This window comes from Pseudoxanthomonas sp. F11 (assembly GCF_037046485.1).
Taxonomy (GTDB): domain Bacteria; phylum Pseudomonadota; class Gammaproteobacteria; order Xanthomonadales; family Xanthomonadaceae; genus Pseudoxanthomonas_A.
Genome location: NZ_JBANLZ010000003.1, coordinates 327,286 through 350,317, shown reverse-complemented (window position 1 = coordinate 350,317; position 23,032 = coordinate 327,286). Strand labels below are relative to the sequence as shown.

At 68.2% G+C, this 23,032-nt stretch carries 25 protein-coding genes, 1 pseudogene and 1 riboswitch; of the genes and pseudogenes, 12 read left to right on the top strand and 14 right to left on the bottom strand.

Annotation, left to right across the window (positions count from 1 at the left end):
* Positions 1–71 precede the first annotated feature (71 nt).
* Entirely contained in the window at positions 72–392 is a 321-nt protein-coding gene (locus V8246_RS12160; protein ID WP_336189378.1) for a cupin domain-containing protein, read from the top strand.
* Between the two features lie 30 nt (positions 393–422).
* Positions 423–917, top strand: a complete 495-nt coding sequence (locus V8246_RS12155) for a YetF domain-containing protein (protein WP_336189527.1) — start codon at positions 423–425, stop codon at positions 915–917.
* Here the strand turns inward: V8246_RS12155 and V8246_RS12150 are convergent.
* Together V8246_RS12150 and V8246_RS12145 are read right to left on the bottom strand one after the other, a co-directional pair.
* The gene (locus tag V8246_RS12150; protein WP_336189377.1) at positions 911–1,339 is read right to left on the bottom strand and encodes a hypothetical protein; all 429 of its coding nucleotides are present in this window, start codon (positions 1,337–1,339) and stop codon (positions 911–913) included. The genes V8246_RS12155 and V8246_RS12150 overlap by 7 nt on opposite strands.
* 14 nt (positions 1,340–1,353) lie before the next feature.
* Entirely contained in the window at positions 1,354–1,974 is a 621-nt protein-coding gene (locus V8246_RS12145) for a hypothetical protein (RefSeq protein WP_187573921.1), read from the bottom strand.
* Positions 1,975–2,098: 124 nt separating this feature from the next.
* On the opposite strand from V8246_RS12145, the gene V8246_RS12140 reads away from it, so the two are divergent.
* The 4 genes from V8246_RS12140 (at position 2,099) to V8246_RS12125 (ending at position 4,517) form a co-directional block, all read left to right on the top strand.
* Positions 2,099–2,659, top strand: coding sequence for an isochorismatase family cysteine hydrolase (locus V8246_RS12140; protein WP_336189376.1), 561 nt, complete (start codon positions 2,099–2,101; stop codon positions 2,657–2,659).
* Positions 2,660–2,703: 44 nt separating this feature from the next.
* On the top strand, positions 2,704–3,252 hold the full coding sequence (locus V8246_RS12135; RefSeq protein ID WP_336189375.1) for a YdeI/OmpD-associated family protein: 549 nt from the start codon (positions 2,704–2,706) through the stop codon (positions 3,250–3,252).
* Between the two features lie 130 nt (positions 3,253–3,382).
* Positions 3,383–3,988, top strand: coding sequence for a GTP cyclohydrolase I FolE (gene folE / locus V8246_RS12130; protein ID WP_162109104.1), 606 nt, complete (start codon positions 3,383–3,385; stop codon positions 3,986–3,988).
* Positions 3,989–4,133: 145 nt separating this feature from the next.
* Entirely contained in the window at positions 4,134–4,517 is a 384-nt protein-coding gene (locus V8246_RS12125; protein WP_336189374.1) for a YchJ family metal-binding protein, read from the top strand.
* Positions 4,518–4,780: 263 nt separating this feature from the next.
* Here the strand turns inward: V8246_RS12125 and V8246_RS12120 are convergent, their stop codons facing one another.
* Together V8246_RS12120 and V8246_RS12115 are read right to left on the bottom strand one after the other, a co-directional pair.
* Complete coding sequence (locus V8246_RS12120; RefSeq protein WP_336189373.1) at positions 4,781–6,109, bottom strand: amidohydrolase; 1,329 nt, start codon at positions 6,107–6,109, stop codon at positions 4,781–4,783.
* Positions 6,110–6,151: 42 nt separating this feature from the next.
* Positions 6,152–7,111, bottom strand: a complete 960-nt coding sequence (locus V8246_RS12115; RefSeq protein WP_336189371.1) for a DUF6624 domain-containing protein — start codon at positions 7,109–7,111, stop codon at positions 6,152–6,154.
* Positions 7,112–7,130: 19 nt separating this feature from the next.
* Between V8246_RS12115 and V8246_RS12110 the strand changes: the two genes are divergently transcribed.
* Positions 7,131–7,919 (top strand): TSUP family transporter, encoded by a 789-nt coding sequence (locus V8246_RS12110; protein WP_336189370.1) that lies wholly within the window; start codon positions 7,131–7,133, stop codon positions 7,917–7,919.
* Between the two features lie 147 nt (positions 7,920–8,066).
* On the opposite strand, the gene purU is transcribed toward V8246_RS12110, so the two are convergent.
* Positions 8,067–8,918, bottom strand: coding sequence for a formyltetrahydrofolate deformylase (gene purU / locus V8246_RS12105; protein ID WP_187573928.1), 852 nt, complete (start codon positions 8,916–8,918; stop codon positions 8,067–8,069).
* 9 nt (positions 8,919–8,927) lie between these two features.
* On the bottom strand, positions 8,928–9,185 hold the full coding sequence (locus tag V8246_RS12100; protein ID WP_336189524.1) for a hypothetical protein: 258 nt from the start codon (positions 9,183–9,185) through the stop codon (positions 8,928–8,930).
* Positions 9,186–9,346: 161 nt separating this feature from the next.
* Between V8246_RS12100 and V8246_RS12095 the strand changes: the two genes are divergently transcribed.
* Positions 9,347–10,408: a linear amide C-N hydrolase gene (locus V8246_RS12095; RefSeq protein ID WP_336189369.1), complete on the top strand. Its 1,062-nt coding sequence runs from the start codon at positions 9,347–9,349 to the stop codon at positions 10,406–10,408.
* On the opposite strand, the gene V8246_RS12090 is transcribed toward V8246_RS12095, so the two are convergent.
* Entirely contained in the window at positions 10,409–11,674 is a 1,266-nt protein-coding gene (locus V8246_RS12090) for a serine hydrolase domain-containing protein (protein ID WP_336189368.1), read from the bottom strand. It lies immediately after the preceding gene.
* Between the two features lie 175 nt (positions 11,675–11,849).
* Between V8246_RS12090 and V8246_RS12085 the strand changes: the two genes are divergently transcribed.
* The gene (locus V8246_RS12085) at positions 11,850–12,383 is read left to right on the top strand and encodes a hypothetical protein (protein ID WP_336189367.1); all 534 of its coding nucleotides are present in this window, start codon (positions 11,850–11,852) and stop codon (positions 12,381–12,383) included.
* 6 nt (positions 12,384–12,389) lie between these two features.
* Here the strand turns inward: V8246_RS12085 and V8246_RS12080 are convergent, their stop codons facing one another.
* Both V8246_RS12080 and V8246_RS12075 read right to left on the bottom strand, forming a co-directional pair.
* Positions 12,390–12,806: an acyl-CoA thioesterase gene (locus V8246_RS12080; protein WP_162109119.1), complete on the bottom strand. Its 417-nt coding sequence runs from the start codon at positions 12,804–12,806 to the stop codon at positions 12,390–12,392.
* Positions 12,807–13,026: 220 nt separating this feature from the next.
* Positions 13,027–14,073, bottom strand: a complete 1,047-nt coding sequence (locus tag V8246_RS12075; protein ID WP_336189366.1) for a ribonucleotide-diphosphate reductase subunit beta — start codon at positions 14,071–14,073, stop codon at positions 13,027–13,029.
* A 67-nt stretch (positions 14,074–14,140) separates the two neighbouring features.
* Between V8246_RS12075 and V8246_RS12070 the strand changes: the two genes are divergently transcribed.
* Entirely contained in the window at positions 14,141–14,497 is a 357-nt protein-coding gene (locus V8246_RS12070; protein WP_336189365.1) for a four helix bundle protein, read from the top strand.
* Positions 14,498–14,540: 43 nt separating this feature from the next.
* On the opposite strand, the gene V8246_RS12065 is transcribed toward V8246_RS12070, so the two are convergent.
* The 5 genes and pseudogenes from V8246_RS12065 to V8246_RS12045 all read right to left on the bottom strand — a co-directional run bounded on the left by V8246_RS12065 (position 14,541) and on the right by V8246_RS12045 (position 20,843).
* Positions 14,541–16,877, bottom strand: a complete 2,337-nt coding sequence (locus V8246_RS12065) for a ribonucleoside-diphosphate reductase subunit alpha (RefSeq protein WP_336189523.1) — start codon at positions 16,875–16,877, stop codon at positions 14,541–14,543.
* Positions 16,878–17,150: 273 nt separating this feature from the next.
* A riboswitch (cobalamin riboswitch) is annotated at positions 17,151–17,450 on the bottom strand.
* A gap of 144 nt (positions 17,451–17,594) precedes the next feature.
* Entirely contained in the window at positions 17,595–18,959 is a 1,365-nt protein-coding gene (locus tag V8246_RS12060) for a VOC family protein (RefSeq protein ID WP_336189364.1), read from the bottom strand.
* A 75-nt stretch (positions 18,960–19,034) separates the two neighbouring features.
* The gene (locus V8246_RS12055) at positions 19,035–19,898 is read right to left on the bottom strand and encodes a sterol desaturase family protein (protein ID WP_336189363.1); all 864 of its coding nucleotides are present in this window, start codon (positions 19,896–19,898) and stop codon (positions 19,035–19,037) included.
* 51 nt (positions 19,899–19,949) lie between these two features.
* Positions 19,950–20,201, bottom strand: a pseudogene (locus V8246_RS12050) (hypothetical protein); the annotation flags it as partial.
* A gap of 117 nt (positions 20,202–20,318) precedes the next feature.
* Entirely contained in the window at positions 20,319–20,843 is a 525-nt protein-coding gene (locus tag V8246_RS12045) for a hypothetical protein (RefSeq protein WP_336189362.1), read from the bottom strand.
* Positions 20,844–21,035: 192 nt separating this feature from the next.
* On the opposite strand from V8246_RS12045, the gene ompR reads away from it, so the two are divergent.
* Together ompR and V8246_RS12035 are read left to right on the top strand one after the other, a co-directional pair.
* Positions 21,036–21,755, top strand: coding sequence for a two-component system response regulator OmpR (gene ompR, locus V8246_RS12040; protein ID WP_336189361.1), 720 nt, complete (start codon positions 21,036–21,038; stop codon positions 21,753–21,755).
* Complete coding sequence (locus V8246_RS12035; RefSeq protein WP_336189360.1) at positions 21,752–23,017, top strand: ATP-binding protein; 1,266 nt, start codon at positions 21,752–21,754, stop codon at positions 23,015–23,017. The genes ompR and V8246_RS12035 overlap by 4 nt, the downstream gene beginning before the upstream one ends.
* The last annotated feature ends 15 nt before the right edge of the window (positions 23,018–23,032 follow it).

The window sequence follows — 23,032 nt, the reverse complement described above, 5'->3', positions numbered from 1 at the left end:
CACGCGCGAGCGCGGATGCTGCATGTCCCCCGGCAACGCGAGGCAGGCACGTGAAATCCAGGCACCTGCGCATGGGCATCGGCTTCCTTCCCCTCTTCGAGGCCCATGGCGTGCAGGCTGCGCAGATGGTCATTCCGCCCGGCGGGCGCGAAGGGGGACCCGACAACGTTCATCGCGGCGCGGATCAGTGGCTGTTCGTGGCATCCGGCCGCGGCATGGCCATTGTGGAAGGCGTGCGGCGCGCGCTGCGGCCCGGCAGCCTGTTGCTGATCGAACGGGGCGAGCGGCACGAGATCCGCGCGACGGGCGACGCGCCCTTGAAGACGGTGAACTTCTATTCACCGCCGGCTTATACCGCCACGGGCGGCGAGCGTCCGGCGGGCCGATCCTGATGCAGACGAGGGGATGACATGGACCGTGTTTTGCGCAGCCTGTTCGAGCTTGGCATGCCATGGTGGGAGTTCGTACTGCGCGCGGTCGCGGTCTACGTGGTGGTGCTGGTGATGGTGCGGCTGAGCGGCAAGCGCACGGTGGGCCAGTTCACTCCGTTCGACCTGCTGGTGGTGGTGCTGCTCGGTACCGCGGTGCAGAACTCGCTGATCGGCGAAGACACCTCGCTGCTCGGTGGGCTGATCCTGGCGGCGACGCTGCTGTCCCTGAACTGGACCGTCGCCCGGCTGTCCTCGCGTTCGCCGCGGTTCCACGGGATGGTGGAGGGCAAGCCGGTGATCCTGGTGCATCACGGCCATCTGTTCCGTGACGAGCTGGCGCGGCAGTCGATGAGTGAGGAGGACTTCGCCATCGCGCGTCGCTCGGCCGGCTACGCCACGCTGGGGGAGATCGCGTTGGCGGTGCTGGAGTCGTCCGGCGAGATCACCTTCGTCCGCCGCAAGCAGCGCGATTCCGACGATCAGTGAACCAGCCGTGCGGCGACGCTCTCCAGATCGTAGGCGAAGCCACCGTCGGCGCGCTGCACGATATCGGCGCCCGCCGCCGCCTGCAGGAACGCCGTGGTGATCCGGTAGCCGCCGGCTTGGGCCGGCGCGATATGGCCGGCGATGCGGCTGTCATGCTCGGCCTGGCCCAGCAGCTCGCCGAAGGCGACCACACGCATGACCAGCGAGGTCTCCTCCTGCGGGGTCAGGCCATGCCCGCTGACCTGCCGGGTGATGGCGCTCATGCCCAGGCAGGGCAGGTCGTCGCCGTCGTATTCGTCGATAGGCATGGCGCCGGTCATCACGGCCTGGAACACATCGATGCCGAAGGTCAGCAGCGCCGGATCGACCGGGACCGCCTCGGCTAGGCGGCCCCGGAGATCAGCAGGAACATCGCGCGACATGGAGCGCCCGCAACTCAGTGCTTGCGCCCGAGCATCTGCTCGCGGCTCTGCTCGGCGCGCGAAGCGCCGATGGCGGTCTCGACGTTCTTGACCTCTTCCGGCGGCGGCAGCACGGCCGGCATGCCCAGCGACTGGATCCACAACTCCCGGCCCCAGCCCATGGTGTGGTACAGGTGGTGGTCCTCGTCGCTTTCCACCGCCTTGTAGGCCGGCTCCAGCACCTTGGCCAGGGCACCGCCCTGTTCCACGACCTTGCCGATCAGTTCCCAATTCTGGTGATCCTTGGTTTCGGCCAGCACCACGCACTCGGCGGCCACCAGTTGGGCGGCTTCCGGGGTGTCGTGCTTGATCGCCATCTCGATGGCCTTGACCAGCGAGGCACCCAGATGCGCCACCACCTCGCGCCCCGGCGACGCGGCTTCGGTATCCAGCTCCAGCTGCTCGAACACGCGCGTGAGCACCTGCTCGTGCGTACGGGTTTCCTCCAGATACTCGCTCCATTCCTTCTTCAGGTCGTCGTTGACGGCGGCCTTGAGGGCGGCGGTATAGATCTGGATGCCACCGCGCTCGGTTTCCAGCGCCTGCAGCAACAGTTCATGGACCTGATCGGTGTTGACACTGGCGGAACGCGCCATGGCTAGACTCCGTGGGGGTTGGAAGGAGTTCCTGTTTTAGGCGCTTGTACGCAAACACGAGGTGAGGGCGACGCATGCACGACGTTCACAAGTCCAAACGCGCGCCGGAGCACGGGAAAGGTCGATGAGCGACACCGCCTTGCTGGTGCTGGACATGGTGAACCGGTTCGACTTCGAAGGCGGTGACCGTCTGGCGAAGGCGGCGCGGGCCATCGTGCCGCGCATCGAGGCGCTGCGTGCTCGGTTCGACGCGGCGGGCGCGCCCACGATCTACGTGAACGACAACTTCTCGCACTGGCAGGGACAGTTCGGCGACCTGGTGGCCGCCTGCCGCGACGCCGGAGGTGCGTCCGCTTCGATCGTGCAGCGCCTGGCCCCGCGCCCGCACGACTATCACGTGCTCAAGCCCAAACACTCCGGCTTCCTCGCCACGCCGCTGGCCATCCTGCTGGCCAAGCTGGGCGCGCGCCGGCTGGTGCTGACCGGCCTGTCCGCCGATTCCTGCGTACTGGCCACTGCGCAGGGCGCCAACATGCGCGAGTACGCGGTCTGGGTGCCACAGGATGCCGTGGCCGCGATCACACCCGTACGACGCCGCCACGCCCTGCAGGTGATGGCCTTGGGCTTGGGGGCGCGGGTGGACGCGGTACGCGCGGTGACCGGCCTGTTCCCCGACCCGGCGTGACGGCCCGCGTCCATGCGCGTCCACGCGACCGGTACCATGCGCCCATGACGACCTCCGCCGCGATCCGCTTCTCCGCCACGCTGCAACGTCCGGCCGAGCCGAAAGCAGCGGCATGGACGTTCCTGGTGGTGCCTGCCGCGGCCAGCGCGAAGTTGCCCACCCGCAGCCTGGTGACGGTGGAGGGCACGCTGGCCGGCCAGCCTTTCCAGGCCACGCTGCAGCCGGACGGAGCGGGCAGCCACTGGCTGAAAGTGGAGAAGGCGCTGCTGGCATCCGCGGGTGTCGTCGCCGGCGACCGGGTCGACCTGGTGATCGCGCCGGTGAAGGAAGAACCCGAGCCGGTGGTGCCGGCCGATGTCCGCAAGGCGCTGGCGGCCGCGCCCGCAGCAAAGGCGGTATGGGACAGCCTGACCGCGACGGCGCGGCGCGACTGGATCCACTGGATCACGTCGGGCAAAAAGGCCGAGACGCGCGTCAAGCGCATCGCCACCGCCTGCGACATGCTGGCGTCCGGCAAGCGGCGTGCGTGCTGCTTCGATCGTTCGGGGATGTACAGCAAAGGCAACATGGGTGCCCCTGTCGCGGCGGAGTAGCGGATCTGCCTGCGGCGCTGCATCCGGCGCGTCGCCTCGCCCGTACCAGCGCAGGCATCGATCACCAGGCCGGTTCGGGTCGCGGGAGGTCCGATGGGTTATCCTCCACGCCCCCGCAGGAGTCCATGCGATGAGCCATTCCGACGACAATCCCGGCAAGGTGACCCAGGCCCAGGCCGAGGACGCCGTGCGCGTACTGCTGGAGTGGGCGGGCGAGGATCCCACGCGCGAAGGCCTGCTGGACACGCCCAAGCGGGTGGCCAAGGCCTACCGCGACTGGTTCAGCGGCTACCAGATGGACCCGCGCGAGTACCTGGCGCGCACCTTCGAGGAAGTCGCCGGCTACGACGAGATGATCGTGCTGCGCGACATCGAGTTCGAAAGCCATTGCGAGCACCACATGGCGCCGATCATCGGCCGCGCGCACGTGGGCTACCTGCCCGACGGCAAGGTGGTGGGCATCAGCAAGCTGGCGCGCGTGGTGGACGTGTACGCGCGCCGTTTCCAGGTGCAGGAGAAGATGACCGCGCAGATCGCGCAGTGCATCCAGGACGTGCTGCAGCCCCGCGGCGTGGCCGTCGTGGTCGATGGCGCGCACGAATGCATGACCACCCGCGGCGTGCACAAGCGCGGCGTCAGCATGGTGACCAGCAAGATGCTGGGAACCTTCCGCGACGATGCGCGCACCCGCGCCGAATTCCTGCGCTTCATCGAGACGGGTCACGGCAAGCGTTGAGTGCGTGTCGTTGTTGTAGGAGCGACATAAGTCGCGACCGCATGACGTCACTGTCCATCGGCTTGCTCATCTCAAGGATTCCGTCGTCCCGTTGCCTGAGGGTGCCCGGTCGCGACTCACGTCGCTCCTACAGTGAAGCGATGCCATGAACCTCTGCCCCTGCGGCACTGGCCGCGATCTCGCCGTCTGCTGTGGCCGCTATCACGCCGGTGACGCCGCGCCCGACGCCGAGGCGCTGATGCGCTCGCGCTACAGCGCCTTCGTCACCGGCAACGCGGACTACCTGCGTGCGACCTGGCATCCCGACACCCGGCCAGACGAACTCGGCCTGGATGCCCCCGGTGCACAGAAGACCATGTGGCTCGGGCTGACGGTGAAATCGCACCGCGTCACCGGGCCGGAGACGGCCGAGGTCGAGTTCGTCGCCCGCTACCGCGTCGGCGGCGGCAGCGCGGTGCGCCTGCACGAGCGCAGCCGCTTCGTCCGCATCGACGGACGGTGGCTGTACGTGGATGGCGACCACCAGTGAGCTTGACCCCTTCTCCCCGTCACGCGAGGGGAGTTGTCTTGCCGTGTGGGTGGCTCGAGTAGCAAGGCGCATCTGCGTCCTTCTCCCCGCGAGGCGGGGAGAAGGTGGCCGAAGGCCGGATGAGGCGCGCGTGCGGACGTGAAGCGCGTCGTGTCCGAATCGCTTGTTGCTGGCACGCGGACGTTAACGACACCGCGTCTCCGCTCGCCCCTCACCCGCCTGTGGCACCCTCTCCCCGCTTCGCAGGGAGAGGGGAAGAGCGCTCAACCCTTCGGCTTCTCCAGGTAATCCAGCGTCACCTGCAGCAATGCGCGCAGACCCACGTCGAGCGAGGCCTCGTCCAGCATGAACTCGGGCGAGTGGTTGCTGGGCGCGGTGACCGGGTCGATGCCCTTGGCCGTGCTGCCGACGAAGAAGAACATCGACGGCACTTCGCGCGCGTAGAACGAGAAGTCCTCCGCGCCCATCTGCAAGGGCGGGGTGATCACGTTGTCCGCGCCCACCGCCGCCTGCAGGCTGGGCAGCATGCGCGCGGTAAGGTCCGGATCGTTGACGGTGACCGGATTGCCGTCGTTGTCGGGCACGCTGGCCTCCACCTTCGCGCCGTGCGCGGCGCTCACATGGGTGGCCACGTTCTTGAGGTCGGCGAAGATCTTCTGCCGCATGCCCTCGTCGAAGGTGCGGATGGTGCCCGCCACCTCCACGTCGTCGGGAATGATGTTGTAGCGGATGCCGCCCTTGATCGCGCCGAAACTGACCACGGCGGGCAGCCGGGAGATGTCGGTGCGACGGCTGACGATGGTCTGGGTGGTGCCGATCACGTCGGCCATCGCCACGATCGGGTCCACGCCGCCCCACGGCCGCGAGCCGTGCGTCTGCCGGCCGACGACCTTCAGCGTGAAGCTGTCCGAGGCCGCCATCAGCGGCCCCTGGCGAACGCCGATCTGGCCGACCGGGATCGACGAGAACACATGAAGGCCGAACACCGCCTCCGGCGTGAAGTCCTTGAACACGCCGTCCTTCAGCATCAGCGACGCGCCGCCCTCCTCGCCGGCCGGCGCGCCTTCCTCGGCGGGCTGGAACACCAGCAGTACTTCACCCGGCAGCGTGTCCTGCATGCCGACCAGCGCCTTCGCCACGCCCAGCAGGATGCCGGTATGCGCGTCATGGCCGCAGGCGTGCATCACGCCGACGGTTTCGCCGCGATACGTCGATGTGGCTTTCGAAGCGAACGGCAGGCTGTTGCGCTCGGTGACCGGCAGCGCGTCCATATCGGCGCGCAGGGCGATGCGCGGGCCGAGTCTGCCGCCCTTGATCACCGCGGTGACGCCGTGATGCGCGATGCCCGTGCGCGGTCGCAGGCCCAGCTTGCGCAGTTCCTCGGCCACGCGCTTTGACGTCTGTTCCTCGCGGTTGGACAGTTCCGGGTACTGGTGGAAATGCCGCCGCCAGTCGATCACCTGCTGCTGCATCGCCTTGCCGGCGGCGACGACTTCCGGCCGCTGCGTGGGTGGGGCGTCCTGCGCGGCGGTCGTGGGGGCAAGCGAGGCGATGGCCAGCGCGATGACGGAAAGCAGCAGAGGGTTGGGCATGGCGATGTCCGGCAAGGAGTCGAGGGATCAGACAGTAGTCCGTTAATTCTTCGGTGTCGCGTACATGTCCTGCATGTTCGCGGTGTACTCGGCCAACGACGGCATGCCCAGGGCGGCGCGGCGCGCCTCCACGTGCTCCGGATCTTCGATGGGCCGGGGCTGTGGCACGCCTTCCACGCTGTGGAACTGGGTGCCGTAAAGCTGCGGCTTGCCTTGGGCGATCCGCACGCGGTCGGTCAGATAGGCCAAGTGGATGCCCGAGGCCTGTCCCCGTTCAACCGCATCCTGCAGCATCCCCAGGACCTGCTCCTGGAAGGCGGGTTCGTGATCAGCATGCTGGGCGAGCAGGAAGAATCCCATGCTGCCGCTCCGGCCCACCTTGTCGTAGCCAGGCCATCCGTGCGCATCCAGATAGGACTTCAGCCACGCAGTGTTGTCGCGATCCACGTCGCCCATCGCGGCGGCAAGCGCCGGATCCGCGGGCGCCAGCATCGCCTGGTTGCGCGCATCCTGGTCCCTGTCGATCCGCCGTTGCAACTCTTCCAGGAGGGCATCGTCGCGGCGGGACATCTCGGCTGTCATGTCGCGGCGATGGCGCGCAAGCAAGGCTGTCCATCGCGGATCATCGTGCAGGGACACCAGATCGGCGTCATCGGCGATATGGCTGCGCAGCTGATCCGAGGGCGTGGCGGCCAATCGGGCCAAGGCCGCTTCCTTGTCGCCCGCCAGGGCCAGGCAGCACGCCGCATCGTAGGCGGCGCCGCGCACCGGCGGCGTGCGATCTGCTTGTTGACCATACAGGCGCGCGCAGGCGGGATAGTCCTTGGCCTTGTAGGCGCCGACGGCACCGCGATACTCGGCCGCCTGCGCAACGCCTGCAGCGCAAAGGCATATGCATGCGATCAGGACCCTTGGCGTGTGCACCGTCATCATCCTTGGCGATGGAGGAAGCCCTAGAATACACACGCATCCGCACGGCCGTGTCGTCACGGGCGATGCCATCCTCAACCTCCACCACCCCATGCCCGACCTCGCCCTGCAGGTGCTCCTGCTGCTGTTCCTCGCCGCGATGCTGGCGGGCTTCATCGATGCCATCGCCGGCGGCGGCGGCATGATCACGATCCCCGCCATGCTGCTGGCCGGCATCCCGCCGCTGCAGGTGCTGGGCACCAACAAGCTGCAGTCGCTGTTCGGCTCGGGCTCGGCCAGCTGGGCCTATGCGCGCCATGGGCACGTCGACCTCAAGGGCCAGCTGCCGATGGTGCTGACCGCCGCGCTGGGCGCGGTAGGCGGGGCGTTGCTGGCCACGGTCATTCCGGTGGACTGGCTGAAGTGGGCGCTGCCGTTCCTGCTGGTCGGCATCGCCATGTACTTCGGCCTGAAGCCCGACATCGGCCATGTGGATCGTCACCAGCGCATGCGCCCGCAGGTGTTCGCGCTGACGTTCGTGCCCGTGATCGGTTTCTACGACGGGGTGTTCGGCCCGGGCACCGGCTCGTTCCTGATGCTGGGGTTCGTCGCGCTGGCGGGCTTCGGCATCCTCAAGGCGACCGCGCACACCAAGTTCCTCAACTTCGGCTCGAACGTCGGCGCGTTCGCCGTGTTCCTCGTCCATGGTGCCGTACTGTGGAAGGTCGGCCTGCTGATGGGGGCGGGCCAGTTCCTCGGTGCGCAGCTCGGTTCGCGTTTCGCGATGAAGCAGGGCGCGCGCATCATCAAGCCGCTGCTGGTCACCGTGTCGATCGCGCTGGCGATCCGCCTGCTGGCCGACCCGCAGCACCCGGTGCGGGTGTGGGTGGCGTCCTTCTGATCCTGATTTTTGTAGGAGCGACGTGAGTCGCGACCGCGGGAATCGATCCGCCGGGATGGGTCATGCATCGCATGATGGATGCAAGCCAGGCGTTGCAGGGAGTGCGGTGCGGTCGCGACTCACGTCGCTCCTACATCAGGCCACGGCCTATCGGAACACCACCGTCCGGTGCCCGTTGAGCAGGATGCGGTGTTCCACGTGGCGGCGCACCGCGCGGGCCAGCACCAGCGATTCGATGTCGCTGCCCATGCGCACCAGCTCCTTCGGCGTCATCGCGTGGTCCACGCGGGCGACGTCCTGTTCGATGATCGGTCCTTCGTCGAGGTCGCGCGTCACGTAGTGCGCGGTGGCACCGATGATCTTGACCCCGCGCGCATGCGCCTGGTGGTACGGTCTGGCGCCCTTGAAGCTCGGCAGGAAGCTGTGGTGGATGTTGATGGCGCGGCCGGCCAGCGCATCGCACAGCGTCGGCGAGAGGATCTGCATGTAGCGCGCCAGCACCACCAGGTCGATCCGCTCGCGTTCGACCAGATCGATGATGCGTTGCTCCTGTTCGTCCCGGTGGTCAGCCGTGACCGGCAGGTGGTGGAAGGCCACGCCGTACGACTGCGCCAACGGCGCGAAGTCGGCATGGTTGGAGACCACGCAGGCGATCTCCACCGGCAACTGCCGGCTGTGCACGCGGAACAGCAGGTCGTTGAGGCAATGCCCCTGCTTGCTCACCAGCACCATCAGGCGAGCCTTGCGGCGCGCGTCGTGCAGCTGCCAGTCCATCGCGAACGCGTCGGCGAGCGGCTGGAAGCGTGCATGCAGTGCTTCGACCGAGACGTCTTCGGGCAGGTCGAAGTGCACGCGCAGGAAGAAGCGGCCGGACTCCTCATCGCCGAACTGCTGGGCATCCAGGATGTTGCAGCCGGCATCGAACAGCAGCCCGGTGACGCGGTAGACGATGCCGGTGGTGTCCGGGCACGAGAGCGTGAGGATGTGGTCGCGGCGCATCGAGCGGGCTTACTCGCAGCGGGCCGCGGTGATGCGGTTGTCGGCGTCGATGTATACCCGCAGGCGGTCGCTGCGCGTGTCGTGCTTGACCACGGTTGCGGGTCCGATGGGATTGACCAGCCCGGCGCCGCTCTCGCCGGACAGGCGGCGCAGCGTGGCCTCGTCCGCCGGCTGGCCGATGGCCCAGCCCAGCGAGGCATCGCTGCAGCGGCCGCTGCCGGCCACCTGTGGGCCGGGCGTGCTGACGCAGGCGGAGAGCGCCAGCATGCCCAGCAGCAGGAACGGCGCGCGGGTGGACGAACGGTGCGACAGCAGGGGGAGGGCCATGGCAGCATCTCAGGGGACGGGATCGCTGTTTAACACACCCGCTGGCATAAAGGGCGGGCGCCGCCGCGCATCCTCTGTTCCCCCCTTTCACGGAGACCGCCATGGATCGTCGCTTCGTCCTGCCGTTCGCGCTTGCCGCCACCCTGCTGTCCTCGCTCGCCGCCACGCCTCCCGCCGATGCCTGCACCCGCGTCGTCTACCTGGGCGCCCACGATGACGTGATCACCGCCCGGTCCATGGACTGGAAGACCGACGTGGCGACGAACCTGTGGATCTTTCCGCGCGGCATGGCCCGCAATGGACAGGCCGGCCCGAACTCGATCGCCTGGACCTCCAAGTACGGCAGCGTGATCGCCACCGGCTACGAGGTCTCCACCACCGACGGCATGAACGAGGCGGGCCTGGTCGCCAACGTGCTGTGGCTGGTGGAATCCGAATACCCCGCCTACGATGGGCGCGGCCCGGGCCTGAGCATCGCGGCGTGGGCGCAGTACGTGCTGGACAACTACGGCACGGTGAAGGAAGCCGTCGAGGCCCTGCGTGCGCAGCCCTTCACCGTGGTGACCGACAAGGTGCCGGGGGAGGACCGCCTGGCCACCCTGCACCTGTCGATGTCCGACGCCAGCGGCGACAGCGCCATCATCGAGTACATCGGCGGCAAGCAGGTGATCCACCATAGCCGCGACTACCAGGTGATGACCAACTCGCCGGTGTTCGACCAGCAGCTCGCGCTCAACACGTACTGGAAGCAGATCGGCGGCACGGTGATGTTGCCGGGTACCAACCGCGCAGCGGACCGCTTCGCGCGCGCCTCGTTCTACGTCAACGCGATTCCCAAGAGCGAGGACCCGGTGAAGGCGCTGGCCAGCGTCTTCAGCGTGATCCGCAACGCGTCGGTGCCGTTCGGCATCAACACGCCGGAGGAACCCAACATCTCCTCCACCCGCTGGCGCACGGTCGCCGACCACAAGCGCAGGCTCTATTTCTTCGAGTCCGCGTTGACGCCGAACACGTTCTGGGTGGACCTCAAGGACATCGACTTCTCGAAGGAGACCGGCAAGGTACTGCGGCTGGACCTGGGCCCCGACCAGCGCAATGTGTTCGCCGGCAACACCGTGAGGGACTTCCGACCGGCGGAACCGTTCGTGTTCCAGGGTCTGTAGCTACAGGTCGAAGGCCAGCAGGTCGTGCCCGGTGGCCGCGCGCACCACGCGCCGGTACAGCACGTTGCCGCTGCCGCCGTTGGTCAGCGCCACCAGCGCGCGCTGGCCGCGGACGTCGCCCAGGGCGAAGTTCTTGAAGATGCCGCCGTTGCTGCCCGAGTGGTAGAACACCGGGCCGCGCGGGGTGGCTTCCAGGTTCCAGCCCAAGCCCTTGTCGGTCCAGCGGCCGGGCACTTGGATCTGCTTCGCTAGCATCGCCGTGCGCGTGGCCTCGCTGATCTGCCACGGTGCGCGCGGCGTGCGCACCATCAGCGCCATGAAGCGCGCGTAGTCGGAGGGCGTGGTGCGCAGGCTGGCGGCCGCGTTGGCCAGGATGTCGCCGGGCCAGTTCACCAGGCCTTTCGACGTGATGGCCTGCACTTCGGGCAGTGCGCGCTGGGCGTCTTCGTACCGCCATGCCGACAGCGGCTTGCCCCAGCGGTCTGCGACGGTCTGTGCCGCGTTCCATGTCTCGCGCAGCATCTGCGGCGGCATGCCGGCTTCTTCATCCTCGACGGCGCGGTGCCCATAGACCGATCGCGCGGCGAGATCCGTGCTCCATGTGTAGCTGCTGTCGCGCATGCCGGCCGGGCCGAACAGCAGACGCTGCATCGATTCGTCCAGGCTCTCTCCCGTCAGCGTCTCGACCACCAGCTGCAGCCAGAAGATCGCTTCGCCCGAATAGTCGATGCGCGTGCCGGGCTTCACGGCGGGCACCAGCTTCTCGTGGGCCGGGTCCTTGCGCCAGTTCGGCATGCCGGTGGAATGGCGCAGCACGTCCCGCGCGGTGACCATGTCCACCCACGGATGGTCGGCCAGGTAGCCCATCCGCCGATAGCGCACCAGCGGCGCGTCCAGGTCGATCACGCCCTGGTCTGCCAGCTGCAGCACCAGGTAGGCGAACACCGGCTTGCTCAGCGAGGCATCCTCGAACAGCGTGTCGTCCGCCACCGGCGCCCGGGTCTCCGCGTTCGTCACGCCCAGGTTGCGCGCCCATACCACCTCGCCCCGCTCCACGACGGCCATGCCGATGGCTGGCACGCGCAGGGCCTGCATAAGGCGCGGCAGGTCGGAAAGGAAGTCGTCGGGTGGAATCCAGTTCGCGGTGTCGTCGCAGGCGGCGGCAGAGGCGAGGCGGGGCCAGCCCAGCGTGGCCAGCGGCATCGCCGCCACGCTGGACAGCCAGCGGCGGCGTTGCAGGGATGTCGGGGTGGCGTCTGGCGTCATGGGAGGTGCGCACGGGGAGGCATACGGAAGGAAGACGGACGAGCGTGGCCGACCCCGCCTTCCAATGCTCGCGCATGAACGTGAAGAGCCGCCCAACATGGGCTCGACGCCTTGTTCACTCCCCCGCAACGTGACCGGCGAGACGGTAGCCGCATGTCCACACCGGGAGTCGACCATGACCGGGACCGTGTTCTTCACCGAGGAAGTCTCCAACAGCAAGGTCGCGGCGATCTGCCCCAGCGTTGCCGTCGCCCGCCTGCAGGCGAACCGGGTGCGCGAGGCACTGCACCTTTCCGAGCGGCAGGTGCAGGTCCTGGTGCCGGGAGAGACGCAGCCAGGGCGCAAGCTGGAACCGGAAAGCCATGGCATCTATCGCACGATGCTGTGGTCGCATGCCAGGCTTGGGGTCTTCGGCGCGCTTGCCGGCCTGCTGGCCTATGCGGTGCTGCGCATGCAGGCGGTTCCGATGATCGTCCAGTCGCCGTGGTTGTCGTTGGGAACGCTGCTCTTCTTCGGCGCGATCGCCGGCTTGATGCTGGGCGGGCTGGTTACCCTTCGGCCCGACCACGACGCCTATGTACTGAAAGTGCTTGGCGCGCTGCGCGAGGGCGACTCAGCGGTCGTGGTCCATGCACTGTCGGCCGAACAGAAGCGCCAGGCCGAGCGCATCCTGGCAGACGCTTGCAGCGAGACGACCTCCACCCTCTAATCCGCGTCAGTCCTGCGCGATGGCCGGCGGCAGCGGCGGCGCCGGCGTCGGCCGGCCGAGCGGGTCGAGCGCGATCATCACGAAATGCCCGCGCGTGCACAGCTTGCGCTCGCCGGTCAGCAGGTTCTCCGTGATGACCTCCACGTCGACGTTCATCGAACTGCGGCCGACCTTCACCACGCGCGCCACCACTTCGACCAGGTCGCCCTTGTGGATGGGCTGGTTGAAATCCACCTGCTCCGAGCGCGCGGTGACCACGGTGGTACGCGCGTAGCGGGAGGCGACGATGAAGGCGGACATGTCCATCCACGCCAGCGCCTGCCCGCCGAACAGCGTGCCCAGGTGGTTGGTGTGGTCGGGGAAGACCATGTGCAGCAGGCGCGCCTCGGTCGGGCGCGCTTCGGCGTTGGCCAGTTCGGTCATGGTGATGCTCCGGTTTGCGTGCTCCCGGCGTGAGCATAGCGCGCCGGATGTTGTGCTGGTGTAGGAGCGACGTCAGTCGCGACCGCATGAACGAATGTCCGGAATACCCGACGGGTCACCTGTGACGTAGTGCCTGCTGCCGACATTCCAGGGGTGGCGCAGCGACATGAGGTCCCACTGCCGCGGTCGCGACTGACGTCGCTCCTACAGAGAGCGCATGCTAGAACGCGTGGTCGAAGCCGACTTCGCCCTGCACGCCCAGTTGGTAGGCGGACACGCGGCGTTCGAAGAAGTTGGTCAGCTCCTGCACGTCCTGCAGCTCCATGAAGGGCAGCGGGTTGCGCACGTCGTAGCGCTTTGGCATGCCGAGCTTGGCGAAATGCTGGTCGGCGCAGTGCTGCAGGTACTGGCGCATGTCGCGTGTGGAGATCCCCGCCACGCCGCCGGACAGCACGTCCTCGGCGAACTGCACTTCGCACTCGATCGCTTCTTCCAGCATGTCGTAGACCTGCTGCTGCATGACGTCGTCGAACAGGTCCGGTTCTTCCTCGCGCACCGTGCGCACGCACTCGAACGCGAACTCCATGTGGCAGCTCTCGTCGCGGAACACCCAGTTCGTGCCGCTGGCCAGACCGGGGAGCAGGCCGCGCGAGCGGAAGTAGTACACGTAGGCGAACGCGGCGAAGAAGAACAGGCCCTCGATGCACGCGGCGAAGCAGATCTGGTTGAGCAGGAACTGCCGGCGCTGGTCGCGCGTCTCGATCCGCTTCAGGTCCTGGATACTGTCGATCCACTTGAAGCAGAAGTCGGCCTTCTTCTTGATCGCCGGGATGTTCTCCACCGCCGCGAACGCCTTGAAGCGCTCCGAAGGGTCGGGCAGGTAGTTGTCCAGCAGCGTCAGGTAGAACTGCACGTGCAGCGCTTCTTCGTACAGCTGCCGCGACAGGTACATGCGCGCCTCGGGCGCGTTGAGGTGCTGGTACAGGTTCAGCACCAGGTTGTTCGACACGATCGAATCGCCGGTGGCGAAGAAGGCGACCAGCCGGTGGATCAGGTGGCGGTCGGCCGGCGTCATTTTGGCATGCAGGTCGGTGATGTCGATCTGGAAATTGATCTCCTCCACCGTCCACGTGTTCTTGATGGCGTCGCGGTACATGTCATAGAACTGCGGATAGCGCATCGGGCGCAGCGTCAGTTCGAAACCGGGGTCGAGGAGGCGCGGAGTGAGCGGGGAGGAGTGAGGAGTGAGCGGGGCGATGGCTGACATGGGTCTGGGACTTTCCTGATAGAGGGGTCGTCATGGCGTCCGCATAGTCGGACGGCAGGAGGACCTCATGCATTACAGCGAAGCAATTGTGTGGAAGAAGGCGATGCGGCTTGCGGAGCTGGTCTGTCTGATCGTCGAGGGCTTGCCGGTAACCGAGCGGTACGGGATACGTTCGCAGATCACGCGTGCCGCCATCTCAGTCCCCAGCAACATCGCCGAGGGCTGGACACGGGAGTCCAGGAGAGAACGACGGCAATTCCTTTCCGTCGCCCACGGTTCCCTGTCCGAACTCCATACGCAACTGACCTTGTGCATCCGCGTCGGCTGGCTGTCAGCAGCGTCGCTGACTGAATTTTTCCAGCTGGCCGATGAAACAAGTCGCATGCTCACCACCCTTCGACGCAAGGCGAGGAGCGAGGCCTGAGAGTCATTCCCTCACTCCTCACTCCTCTCCACTCACTCCTGCCTCATTGACACGCCTCGCAGGCTTCCGGGTTCTCCAGCGAGCAGGCGATAGCCTCGGTCGGCGTGTAGTCTCGCTTCGGCGCCGCGGCCGTCGCGCTGCTGACCGTGGTCTTCGCGATCTTCGTCGCCGGGCGCGAGCGCAGGTAATACGTGGTCTTGATGCCCCGCTTCCACGCGTACATGTACATGGACGACATAGCACCGATGTTCGGGCTTTCCATGAACAGGTTGAGCGAGGCCGACTGGTCGATGAAGGCGCCACGGTCGGCGGCCATGTCGATCAGCGCGCGCATCGGCAGTTCCCACGCCGTGCGGTAGACCTGCTGCAACGTCTCCGGAATCTGCGCGATGCCCTGGATGGAGCCTTCCGCCAGCTTGATCGCGTCGCGCGTTTCCGGCGTCCACAGGCCCAGCTTCTTCAGCTCGTCCACCAGGTAGCGGTTAACCTGCAGGAAGTCGCCCGACAGCGTCTCGCGCTTGAACAGATTGGACACCTGCGGCTCCACGCACTCGTAGCAGCCGGCGATGGAGGCGATCGTCGCCGTGGGCGCGATGGCGATCAGCAGCGAGTTGCGCAGGCCGTGCTCCTTGATGCGCGTGCGCAGCGCGTCCCAGCGCTCGGCGTTCTCCGGCGTGATGTTCCAGGCATCGAACTGCAGTTCGCCGTTAGCGGCGCGGGTGTCGGCGAAGGACGGGTGCCGGCCGCGTTCCTGCGCCAGTTCCACTGAGGTTTCCAGCGCATGGAAGTAGATGGTCTCGGCGATCTTCGCCGACAGCGCGCGCGCCTCGGCGCTGTCGAACGGCAGGCGCAGCTTGAAGAACACGTCCTGCAGGCCCATGCAGCCCAGGCCGACCGGACGCCAGCGCAGGTTGCCGCGGCGGGCGGTTTCGATCGGATAGAAGTTCAGGTCGATCACGCGGTCCAGCTGGCGTACGGCCAGGCGGACGGTTTCGGCGAGCTTGTCGAAATCGAAGTAACCGTCCTCGTCGAAATGACGGGCCAGGTTGATCGAGCCCAGGTTGCACACCGCCGTTTCCTCGGCCGAGGTGACCTCGAGGATCTCGGTGCACAGGTTGGACAGGTGGATGACATTGCCCGCGCGCAGCGTCTGGTTGCTGGCCGCGTTGCACTTGTCCTTGAACGTCATCCAGCCGTTGCCGGTCTCGGCCAGCGTGCGCATCATCCGGCCGTACAGCTTGCGGGCCGGGATGGTCTTGACGGCCTTGCCCTGTAGCTCGGCCTGCGTGTACGCCAGCTCGAATGCGGCACCGTACAGGTCGGTCAGTTCCGGCACCACGCGCGGATCGAACAGCGACCACTCCTGGTCGGCTTCGACGCGCTTCATGAACAGGTCCGGCACCCAGTTGGCCAGGTTGAGGTTGTGCGTGCGGCGCGCCTCGTCGCCGGTGTTGTCGCGCAGCTCCAGGAAGTCCTCGATGTCGGCGTGCCAGGTTTCCAGGTACACGCAGGCCGCGCCCTTGCGCTTGCCGCCCTGGTTGACCGCCGCGACCGAGGAATCCAGCGTCTTCAGCCACGGCACGATGCCGTTGCTGTGGCCGTTGGTGGACTTGATCAGCGAGCCGCGCGAACGCACGCGGGTGTAGCTCACGCCGATGCCGCCGCTGAACTTGCTCAGCTGGGCGATGTCGCCGTACCGGGCGTAGATGGATTCCAGCGTGTCCTGCGGCGAATCCAGCAGGAAGCACGAGGACAGCTGCTCGTGCGTGGTGCCGCTGTTGAACAGCGTCGGCGAGCTGGGCAGGTAGTCCAGATTGCCCATGCGGCGGTACAGCGCCAGCGCTTCCGGCACGTCCTCGCTCAGTGCGCAGGCGATGCGCAGGAAGAACTGCTGCGGCGTCTCGATCACCTTGCGCGTGTGCGGATGGCGCAGCAGGTAGCGGTCGTACAGCGTGCGAAGGCCGAAGTAGTCGAAGTGCAGGTCGAGCGAGGCGTCCAGTGCGCCGTTGAGCTTGCGTGCGTTGGTCTGCACGAAGTTCAGCAGGCGGTCGTTGATCAGGCCGACCTCGTGGCCGCGGGTGACCGACTGCGAGAATGCGTGGATCTCCTGGCCAGTGACTTCCTTGGTGATGTAGGCGGCCAGCAGGCGCGCGGCCAGGCGGCTGTACTCGGGTTCTTCACCGGTCAGCAGCGCGGCGGTGCGGATCGACAGTTCGTCCAGTTCGCGCGTGCTGGCGCCGTCGTACAGGCCGGAGATGGTGCGGGTGGCCACGCGCATCGGGTCGATGGCGTGCAGGCCTTCGCAGTTGCGCTGCACTGCGCGCACGATCTTGTTGAGGTCCACCGGCTCGCGGCTGCCGTTGCGCTTGGTGACGCTCATCGCGGTGGCGGTGGGCGGGGGGGTCAGCGAGAACGCGTCTTTCTGGGACGGAGCGGTGCCGGCGTCGGCGACGGCGCTGTCGATCTGGGTCACGAGAATCCTCCATGCGTGGTGCACGCGGCGGCCCGTCCCTCGCGGGGCTGCGCAAGGCCGGATGGAGGTCAACAGTGGGGAAGCGGCGTCGCAGGGGCTAAGACGCGCGCACGGACGACCGGCGGCCCCTGCTTCGCCAGCCCTCTCCCCCCGGAGATTCCGCGGCCGGCACCGCGCGGTGTGCATCGCGCGGCTGTCGGCAGGTCTTCGGACTCATGGGCTTGGAGGCGAGGAGTGAGGGAAGAGAAGTGAGGCGTGAGCGAAGGCGGTGCCTTGGCTCTGCTCACTACTCACTTCTCCACACTCACTCCTGCTCCACCTACACCCGCCGCTTCCCAAGGCATGGCGCCTCAGTGCTGGTGGCGGGTTCGTTCCCAATTACCGCTGCGGGGCAGTGCCGGAGTGGCGCGAACGCGTCACCGGCTTCCCGTTTTAATCCCGTGGCTTGCGACCACCGGAACCGACGGGCACAACATAGTGGGGCAAGCAGGAGGCGTCAACACCAAATGTTGTGTGGAACAGTCGGTGTCGACGCGATGCGGGTTTCACGGCGTCGTGCCCGAAAAGTGAGCGGAGAGAAGTGAGGAGTGAGCGAAAGCTCTTCCTCACGCCTCACTCCTGCCGTCAACCGCGCAGCGCCGCGATCGACGCGTCCTGCGCCTGTTGGTAAAGCGCGAACGGGTCGTGGATCTTCGCGCCGAGGGCGGCCTCGAATGCGTCCTGGTTGGCATGCGCGTCGTAGGCGCGCTGCTCGCCGCCGCCCAGGTTGGACTGGAAGATGCCCGCGGCGCTGACCGGCAGGAAGTCCTCATAGACGATGGGGTCCACGACGGCGTAGCCGGCGTCGACCATCGCATCCGGCGTCATCGCCGCGCGCTCGGCCGCAGACAACGCCGCGCCGCCGTCGGACAGGCGGTAGCGGAAGTAGCCCAGCCCTTCGCGGCGCAGCGTGGTCTCGTCATCCGGGAATTCCGCGAACGCCGCCGCCAGCCGCTGCGGATAGTCGGCCGACGTATTGCCGGCACCCCCGACTTGGCGCACCTGCGCGAGCAGGCGGTCATAGAGTTCGCGCCCGGCCGGCGTCAGCGCCAGGCCGCGCTGCTCGATCTCGCCGAAGCGCGCGCTGTGGCTGCCGGGCACCAGCGTGCCGGTGGCGTCGGGGAAGGCGACTTCCTCTTCCAGCGCCTTGAAGCTGGTCTGGCGCAGCAGGATGGGCACGGCGCGGCGCGGCGGGCCCTCGATCAGCGCCTTGGCCTGGAGGCCGCGTTCGAGCATCGCGGCCTGCGCGGCGTCGATGTCCAGCGTGCGCGGGGTGAGGTGATTGATGTGCGGGCCGCGGAAGCTGACCACGTCGGCCACCAGGCGGTGCAGGCCGTGCAGCGCGCGATAGGTCTCCAGCGTGACGGTCGCATCGCCGTGCCAGCGGAAGGTTTCCAGCACTTCGGCGACGAAGCGCTGCGCATCGGTCTCGCCCAGTCCGCCGTCGCGTTCGGCCTGCGCCAGCAGCGCGCGCGCGTCGGCGGTGAAGATGTCGCGCTTGGCCAGGATCGCCTCGGCCTTGGCACGCAGCGCGGCATCGGCGATCAGCTCCAGCCGCAGCAGCGAGGTGAAGATGCGGAACGGATTCGCCGCCAGCGCCTCTTCGGTCAGCGGCCGGAACGCAGTCGCATGCACCGGCACGCCGGCCACCGTCAGGTCGTAGTAGCCCACCGGGTGCATGCCCATCACCGCGAATACGCGGCCCAGCATCGCCAGTTCGGCCGGCGTGCCCACGCGGATCGCGCCATGGCGCTCCAGGTCCAGGCGCTCGGTCTCGCCGGTACGCTGCAGGCGCTCGGCCAGGGCGGCGTCGCGCTGCAGCGTCGCGTTGTTGATGTCGCCGACCAGCGTGATCAGGTCGCCGTACAGCGGCACCTCGGCGCGGTACATGTCGGACATGGCCTGGGCGAACAGGCCGCGGATGCGGTCGGGGGAAACGAAGGCGGTCATGGGGCTCGGCGGGCGGGCGGCGTGGGGGCCGCGGGGGGCGCGTATTGTCGCCGGCCGCGAGGGCCCGGGCCACTCTCAGCGGCCCGGGCGGTCTCCGTCCGCGCCGCCGGGGACATACCCGGGCGGGCCGAACAGGGTCATCCCCACCTGCCGCAGGCCATGCGCGCGGCGCAGGTCGCGCCCCAGCTTCACCCAGGCGTGGAAGGCGATGGTCACCGGGTTGTAGCTGTGGAGCGGATCCACCAGCCCGTAGCGGATCGGCACGTCCGGGCGTTCGTCGCGACAGGTACCGAACAGGCGGTCGAACACGATCAGCACGCCGCCGTAGTTGCAGTCCAGATACTCCGGATTGCTGGCGTGGTGCACGCGGTGGTGCGCCGGCGTGTTGAACACGAACTCGACGGGGCGCGGCAGTCGCGGCACCAATTCCGTGTGCAGCCAGTACTGGTACAGCAGGTTCAGCGCCAGCGCGCCGACCACATAAGGCACCGGGAAGCCCAGCCACACCAGCGGACCGAAGAACACCGCCGCACCGGTGAGCTTGCCGGTCCAGCCCAGCCGGTACGCGGTGGACAGGTTGTACTGCGTGGCCGAGTGGTGGACCGAGTGGTTCAGCCAGAACCAGCGCACGCGATGATCGGCACGGTGCATCCAGTAGTAGCAGAACTCCTGGCCGACGAAGAGCGCCAGCCAGTGCCAGGGACGGTCCATCGCGATCGTGGTCAGGCGGAGCTCCCAGATCGCGAACAGCAGCACGCCCACTACGCCGCCCTGGATCAGCACGCCCAGCAGCGCACGGCCGGCGGCGTCACCGAGCGAGGCCCAGTAGCCCTTCCAGTCGTAGCGGACGCCGCGTCGCATCAGCCAGGCGGCCTCCACGGTGGCGACGGCGACCAGCACCAGCAGAGACAGGCCGGCGAACAGGCGGAAGCCGTCCATTCTGCCGCCTCAGCGCGACCGGCGCGCGGCCATCTTCTGGCCGGCCGCACGCATTTCATCGGGCGACAGCTTGCCGTCGCCGTCGGCGTCCAGGGTGTCGAAACGCTTGGCGAGGCGCGGCAGTTTCGCGTCGGCCTCGGCTTTGTCGATCAGGCCATCGCCATTGGTGTCGGCGGCCTTCAGGCGTTCCTGCAGCGTGGCCTTCTGTTCGTCGGTCAGGGTGCGCTGCTGGGCATGGGCGGGCGCCACCAGTGCGCATACGGACAGGGCGGTGGCGAGGGGAAGCAGGATGGATCGGGACATCGGTAATCTCCGGGTGAGGGAAGGAACAGGTGCAGGCGCGGCGGGTCGGGAATGCGTCCTTGCGGCAGGGGAGGTGCCAGGCCGCCGCGCCTGCGGGAAAGGGGTGCAGCCGGTCGGTCAGTGGCCGCGCGGACAGGCGATGGCGTCACCGGCGGCATTGGTGCAGCTGCGCGTATGCACCAGCGTGCCGTCCGAGACGGTCGTACTGCCGGTGTAGCTATTGCCGTTCGCGCCGGTGGCGGTGGTGCTGCGTGCGCCGGTCACGTTGCCGTCCGCGTCGCGGCTGATGCCGCCGTTGGTGCTGGCGGTCCCGCCGTTCGGTCCGTTGGCGTACGCGCTGCCCTGGCGGCCGGCACTGCCGTCGGCGTTGCGGTAGGCGCTGCGGTCGTAACCGGCATTGCCGCCGTTGGCACCGCTGAGGCTGCCGCTGCGCGCGGCGCTCGCATTGCCCTGGCCATCGGCCTGCCAGCCTCGTTGGCGCTGGCTGTCGAAGCGGGCATTGCTGCGCTCGACGGCGACGCTGCCGCCCTGGGCGGTGCGCTGCACGGCGCGGCTGCGTTCGCGGGCTTCGGCCTGGTCGGCGATCAGGGTGGTGGCGCACAGGGCGAAAGCGGTGGCGATCAGCAACGGGGTCTTGCTCATGGCGGAATCCTCATCGGGGTGGGGGTGGCCGCACGGGGAAGCGGCGGCAGGGCCAAGGTAGGGCGGGCAACGGCGGCAGGTGTGTCGCGGTTGACAGCAGATGTGTCTGCCGCCCGCGCCGGAAACATCTGCTTACAAACCGGCCGGAAACGGGGTTTGCCGGGTGTCGCGGCGGCGGGCGATAGTGGCCGCATGGACGAGACCCTGCCCCGCGTGCTGCTGGTGGACGACGACGTGCGGTTGCGCGAGCTGCTGCAGCGATACCTGCAATCGCAGGGCTTCGAGGTACGCGGCGTGGGCGATGCCGCGCAGATGCGGCAGTCGCTGGATCGCGGCCACTTCGACCTGATCGTGCTGGATCTGATGCTGCCCGGCGAGAACGGCCTGGAGATATGCCGCCGCCTGCGCGGACAGGGCGACGCCACGCCCATCGTCATGCTGACGGCGAAGGGCGACGAGATCGACCGCATCGTCGGACTGGAGATCGGCGCCGACGACTACGTGCCCAAGCCGGTGAATCCGCGCGAGCTGCTGGCGCGCATCCGTTCGGTGCTGCGGCGCACGCGCCCCGCGCCCGGTGCGCCGCAGGCCGACGGCGGTGAGGTGGTGTTCGGGCCTTTCACGCTCGACCTGGGTCGGCGCGAGCTCACCCGCGACGGCGCGCTGCTGCGGCTGACCAGCGGCGAATTCGCGGTGCTGTCGGTGTTGTTGCGGCATCCACGCCAGCCGCTCAGCCGCGACCGCCTGATGAGTCTGGCGCGCGGCCGCGAGCACGAGGCCTTCGAGCGCAGCATGGACGTCACCATCGCGCGCCTGCGCCGCCTGCTGGAGGACGATCCGCGCCAGCCGCGCCTGATCCAGACGGTCTGGGGCGTGGGTTACGTGTTCGTCCCGCCTGAGGCCGCGCCATGAGGGCGCCATTGCCGCGCAGCGTGTTCGGCCAGCTGGCGCTGGTCATCGCCCTGGTGTTGGTGGGCGCGGGCGTACTGGCGGTCCTGCTTGGGCGCGAACTCGCCACGCGGCCGGCGGCCGAACAGCTGCTGCGCGCGATGCAGGGCTTTGCCGAAGTGGTCGAAGCGCTCGATCAGCACCAGCCGCATGCACGCACGGTCGCGCAGCTGCGGGATGCCGGGCTGGAAGTGCGCAGCACGCCGCCCGCCGACGCCCGGCCGCGCTTCGCCCCGTTGTTGCGCGAACTGCGTGAACGGGCGGCAGGCACGCTGGGCTCCGGGCGCGAACTGCGGATGGAGGCCGGCCGCGGGCTGCGGGTGATCTGGCTGAAACCCGCCACGCGCGAACCGCTGTGGGTGTCGTTCGCCTACGACCGCCCGGGGAACGGCATGCGCCGCTTCTCGGTGTTCATGCTGATCGGGTGCGTGGCGCTGGTCTGGCTGGCCGCCGCGTACTTCGCGCGCCGGCTGGTGCAGCCGTTGCGCCAGCTCGCAGCCGCGGCGCCGGCCATCGTGCGCGGCGACGCCCCGCCGATCGTCCCGGCGCGCGCGCCGCGCGAAGTCGCTGGCCTGGCACAGGCGCTGGGCGAAGCAAGCCGCGACGTGCGCGCGGCGGCGGAAGAACGTGCGCTGCTGCTCGCCGGTATCTCGCACGACCTGCGCACGCCGCTCACCCGCCTGCAGTTCGCGCTGGAGATGGTGCCCGACACCGATCCCGACCTGACCCGCAGCATGCAGCGCGACATCATGGAAATGGACGCGATCCTGGGCCAGTTCATCGCCTTCGCCCGCGATGGCCGCGACGAAGGCAGCGAAACGGTCGACCTGGCCGCGATCTGCCGCCATGCGGTCGCCGCGGCCTCGAAAGGCTGGCGTGTGGAACTGCCGGAGCACGCGCTGCTGGCGGGCAAGCCGATGGCGCTGCTGCGCGCGGTCGAGAACCTGCTGGTCAACGCCGAGCGGCATGGCGCGTTGCCGCTGTCGTTGCGGCTGTGGGCCGAAGGTCCGGCGTGGGTGGTCCAGGTGGCCGATGGCGGTCCGGGCCTCTCCGCCGAAGCCGCCGAGCGCGCACGCCAGCCGTTCGTCCACGACCAGGCAGGCGGCGGCAGCGGCCTGGGCCTGCCGATCGTCGACCGCGTGGCCCGCCAGCACGGCGGCGAACTGCGCCTGCTGCCGAATACGCCCCAGGGCCTGCGCGCGCAACTGTGGCTGCGGGCCGGTTGATCTCCCCCAACAAGG

Coding starts and splice junctions, on each gene's coding strand:
- V8246_RS12120 (WP_336189373.1), bottom strand. CDS start 6,109: ATGCCCAACCCTCTGCTGCTTTCCGTCATCGCGCTGGCCATCGCCTCG.
- V8246_RS12090 (WP_336189368.1), bottom strand. CDS start 11,674: ATGACGCCAGACGCCACCCCGACATCCCTGCAACGCCGCCGCTGGCTG.
- V8246_RS12100 (WP_336189524.1), bottom strand. CDS start 9,185: ATGCTGGCGCTCTCCGCCTGCGTCAGCACGCCCGGCCCACAGGTGGCC.
- V8246_RS12135 (WP_336189375.1), top strand. CDS start 2,704: ATGACGACCTCCGCCGCGATCCGCTTCTCCGCCACGCTGCAACGTCCG.
- V8246_RS12045 (WP_336189362.1), bottom strand. CDS start 20,843: ATGAGCAAGACCCCGTTGCTGATCGCCACCGCTTTCGCCCTGTGCGCC.
- V8246_RS12095 (WP_336189369.1), top strand. CDS start 9,347: ATGGATCGTCGCTTCGTCCTGCCGTTCGCGCTTGCCGCCACCCTGCTG.
- V8246_RS12150 (WP_336189377.1), bottom strand. CDS start 1,339: ATGTCGCGCGATGTTCCTGCTGATCTCCGGGGCCGCCTAGCCGAGGCG.
- ompR (WP_336189361.1), top strand. CDS start 21,036: ATGGACGAGACCCTGCCCCGCGTGCTGCTGGTGGACGACGACGTGCGG.
- V8246_RS12035 (WP_336189360.1), top strand. CDS start 21,752: ATGAGGGCGCCATTGCCGCGCAGCGTGTTCGGCCAGCTGGCGCTGGTC.
- V8246_RS12115 (WP_336189371.1), bottom strand. CDS start 7,111: ATGGCATCGCCCGTGACGACACGGCCGTGCGGATGCGTGTGTATTCTA.
- V8246_RS12075 (WP_336189366.1), bottom strand. CDS start 14,073: ATGTCAGCCATCGCCCCGCTCACTCCTCACTCCTCCCCGCTCACTCCG.
- V8246_RS12060 (WP_336189364.1), bottom strand. CDS start 18,959: ATGACCGCCTTCGTTTCCCCCGACCGCATCCGCGGCCTGTTCGCCCAG.
- V8246_RS12065 (WP_336189523.1), bottom strand. CDS start 16,877: ATGAGCGTCACCAAGCGCAACGGCAGCCGCGAGCCGGTGGACCTCAAC.
- V8246_RS12140 (WP_336189376.1), top strand. CDS start 2,099: ATGAGCGACACCGCCTTGCTGGTGCTGGACATGGTGAACCGGTTCGAC.
- V8246_RS12125 (WP_336189374.1), top strand. CDS start 4,134: ATGAACCTCTGCCCCTGCGGCACTGGCCGCGATCTCGCCGTCTGCTGT.
- V8246_RS12110 (WP_336189370.1), top strand. CDS start 7,131: ATGCCCGACCTCGCCCTGCAGGTGCTCCTGCTGCTGTTCCTCGCCGCG.
- purU (WP_187573928.1), bottom strand. CDS start 8,918: ATGCGCCGCGACCACATCCTCACGCTCTCGTGCCCGGACACCACCGGC.
- V8246_RS12145 (WP_187573921.1), bottom strand. CDS start 1,974: ATGGCGCGTTCCGCCAGTGTCAACACCGATCAGGTCCATGAACTGTTG.
- V8246_RS12160 (WP_336189378.1), top strand. CDS start 72: ATGGGCATCGGCTTCCTTCCCCTCTTCGAGGCCCATGGCGTGCAGGCT.
- folE (WP_162109104.1), top strand. CDS start 3,383: ATGAGCCATTCCGACGACAATCCCGGCAAGGTGACCCAGGCCCAGGCC.
- V8246_RS12085 (WP_336189367.1), top strand. CDS start 11,850: ATGACCGGGACCGTGTTCTTCACCGAGGAAGTCTCCAACAGCAAGGTC.
- V8246_RS12070 (WP_336189365.1), top strand. CDS start 14,141: ATGCATTACAGCGAAGCAATTGTGTGGAAGAAGGCGATGCGGCTTGCG.
- V8246_RS12055 (WP_336189363.1), bottom strand. CDS start 19,898: ATGGACGGCTTCCGCCTGTTCGCCGGCCTGTCTCTGCTGGTGCTGGTC.
- V8246_RS12080 (WP_162109119.1), bottom strand. CDS start 12,806: ATGACCGAACTGGCCAACGCCGAAGCGCGCCCGACCGAGGCGCGCCTG.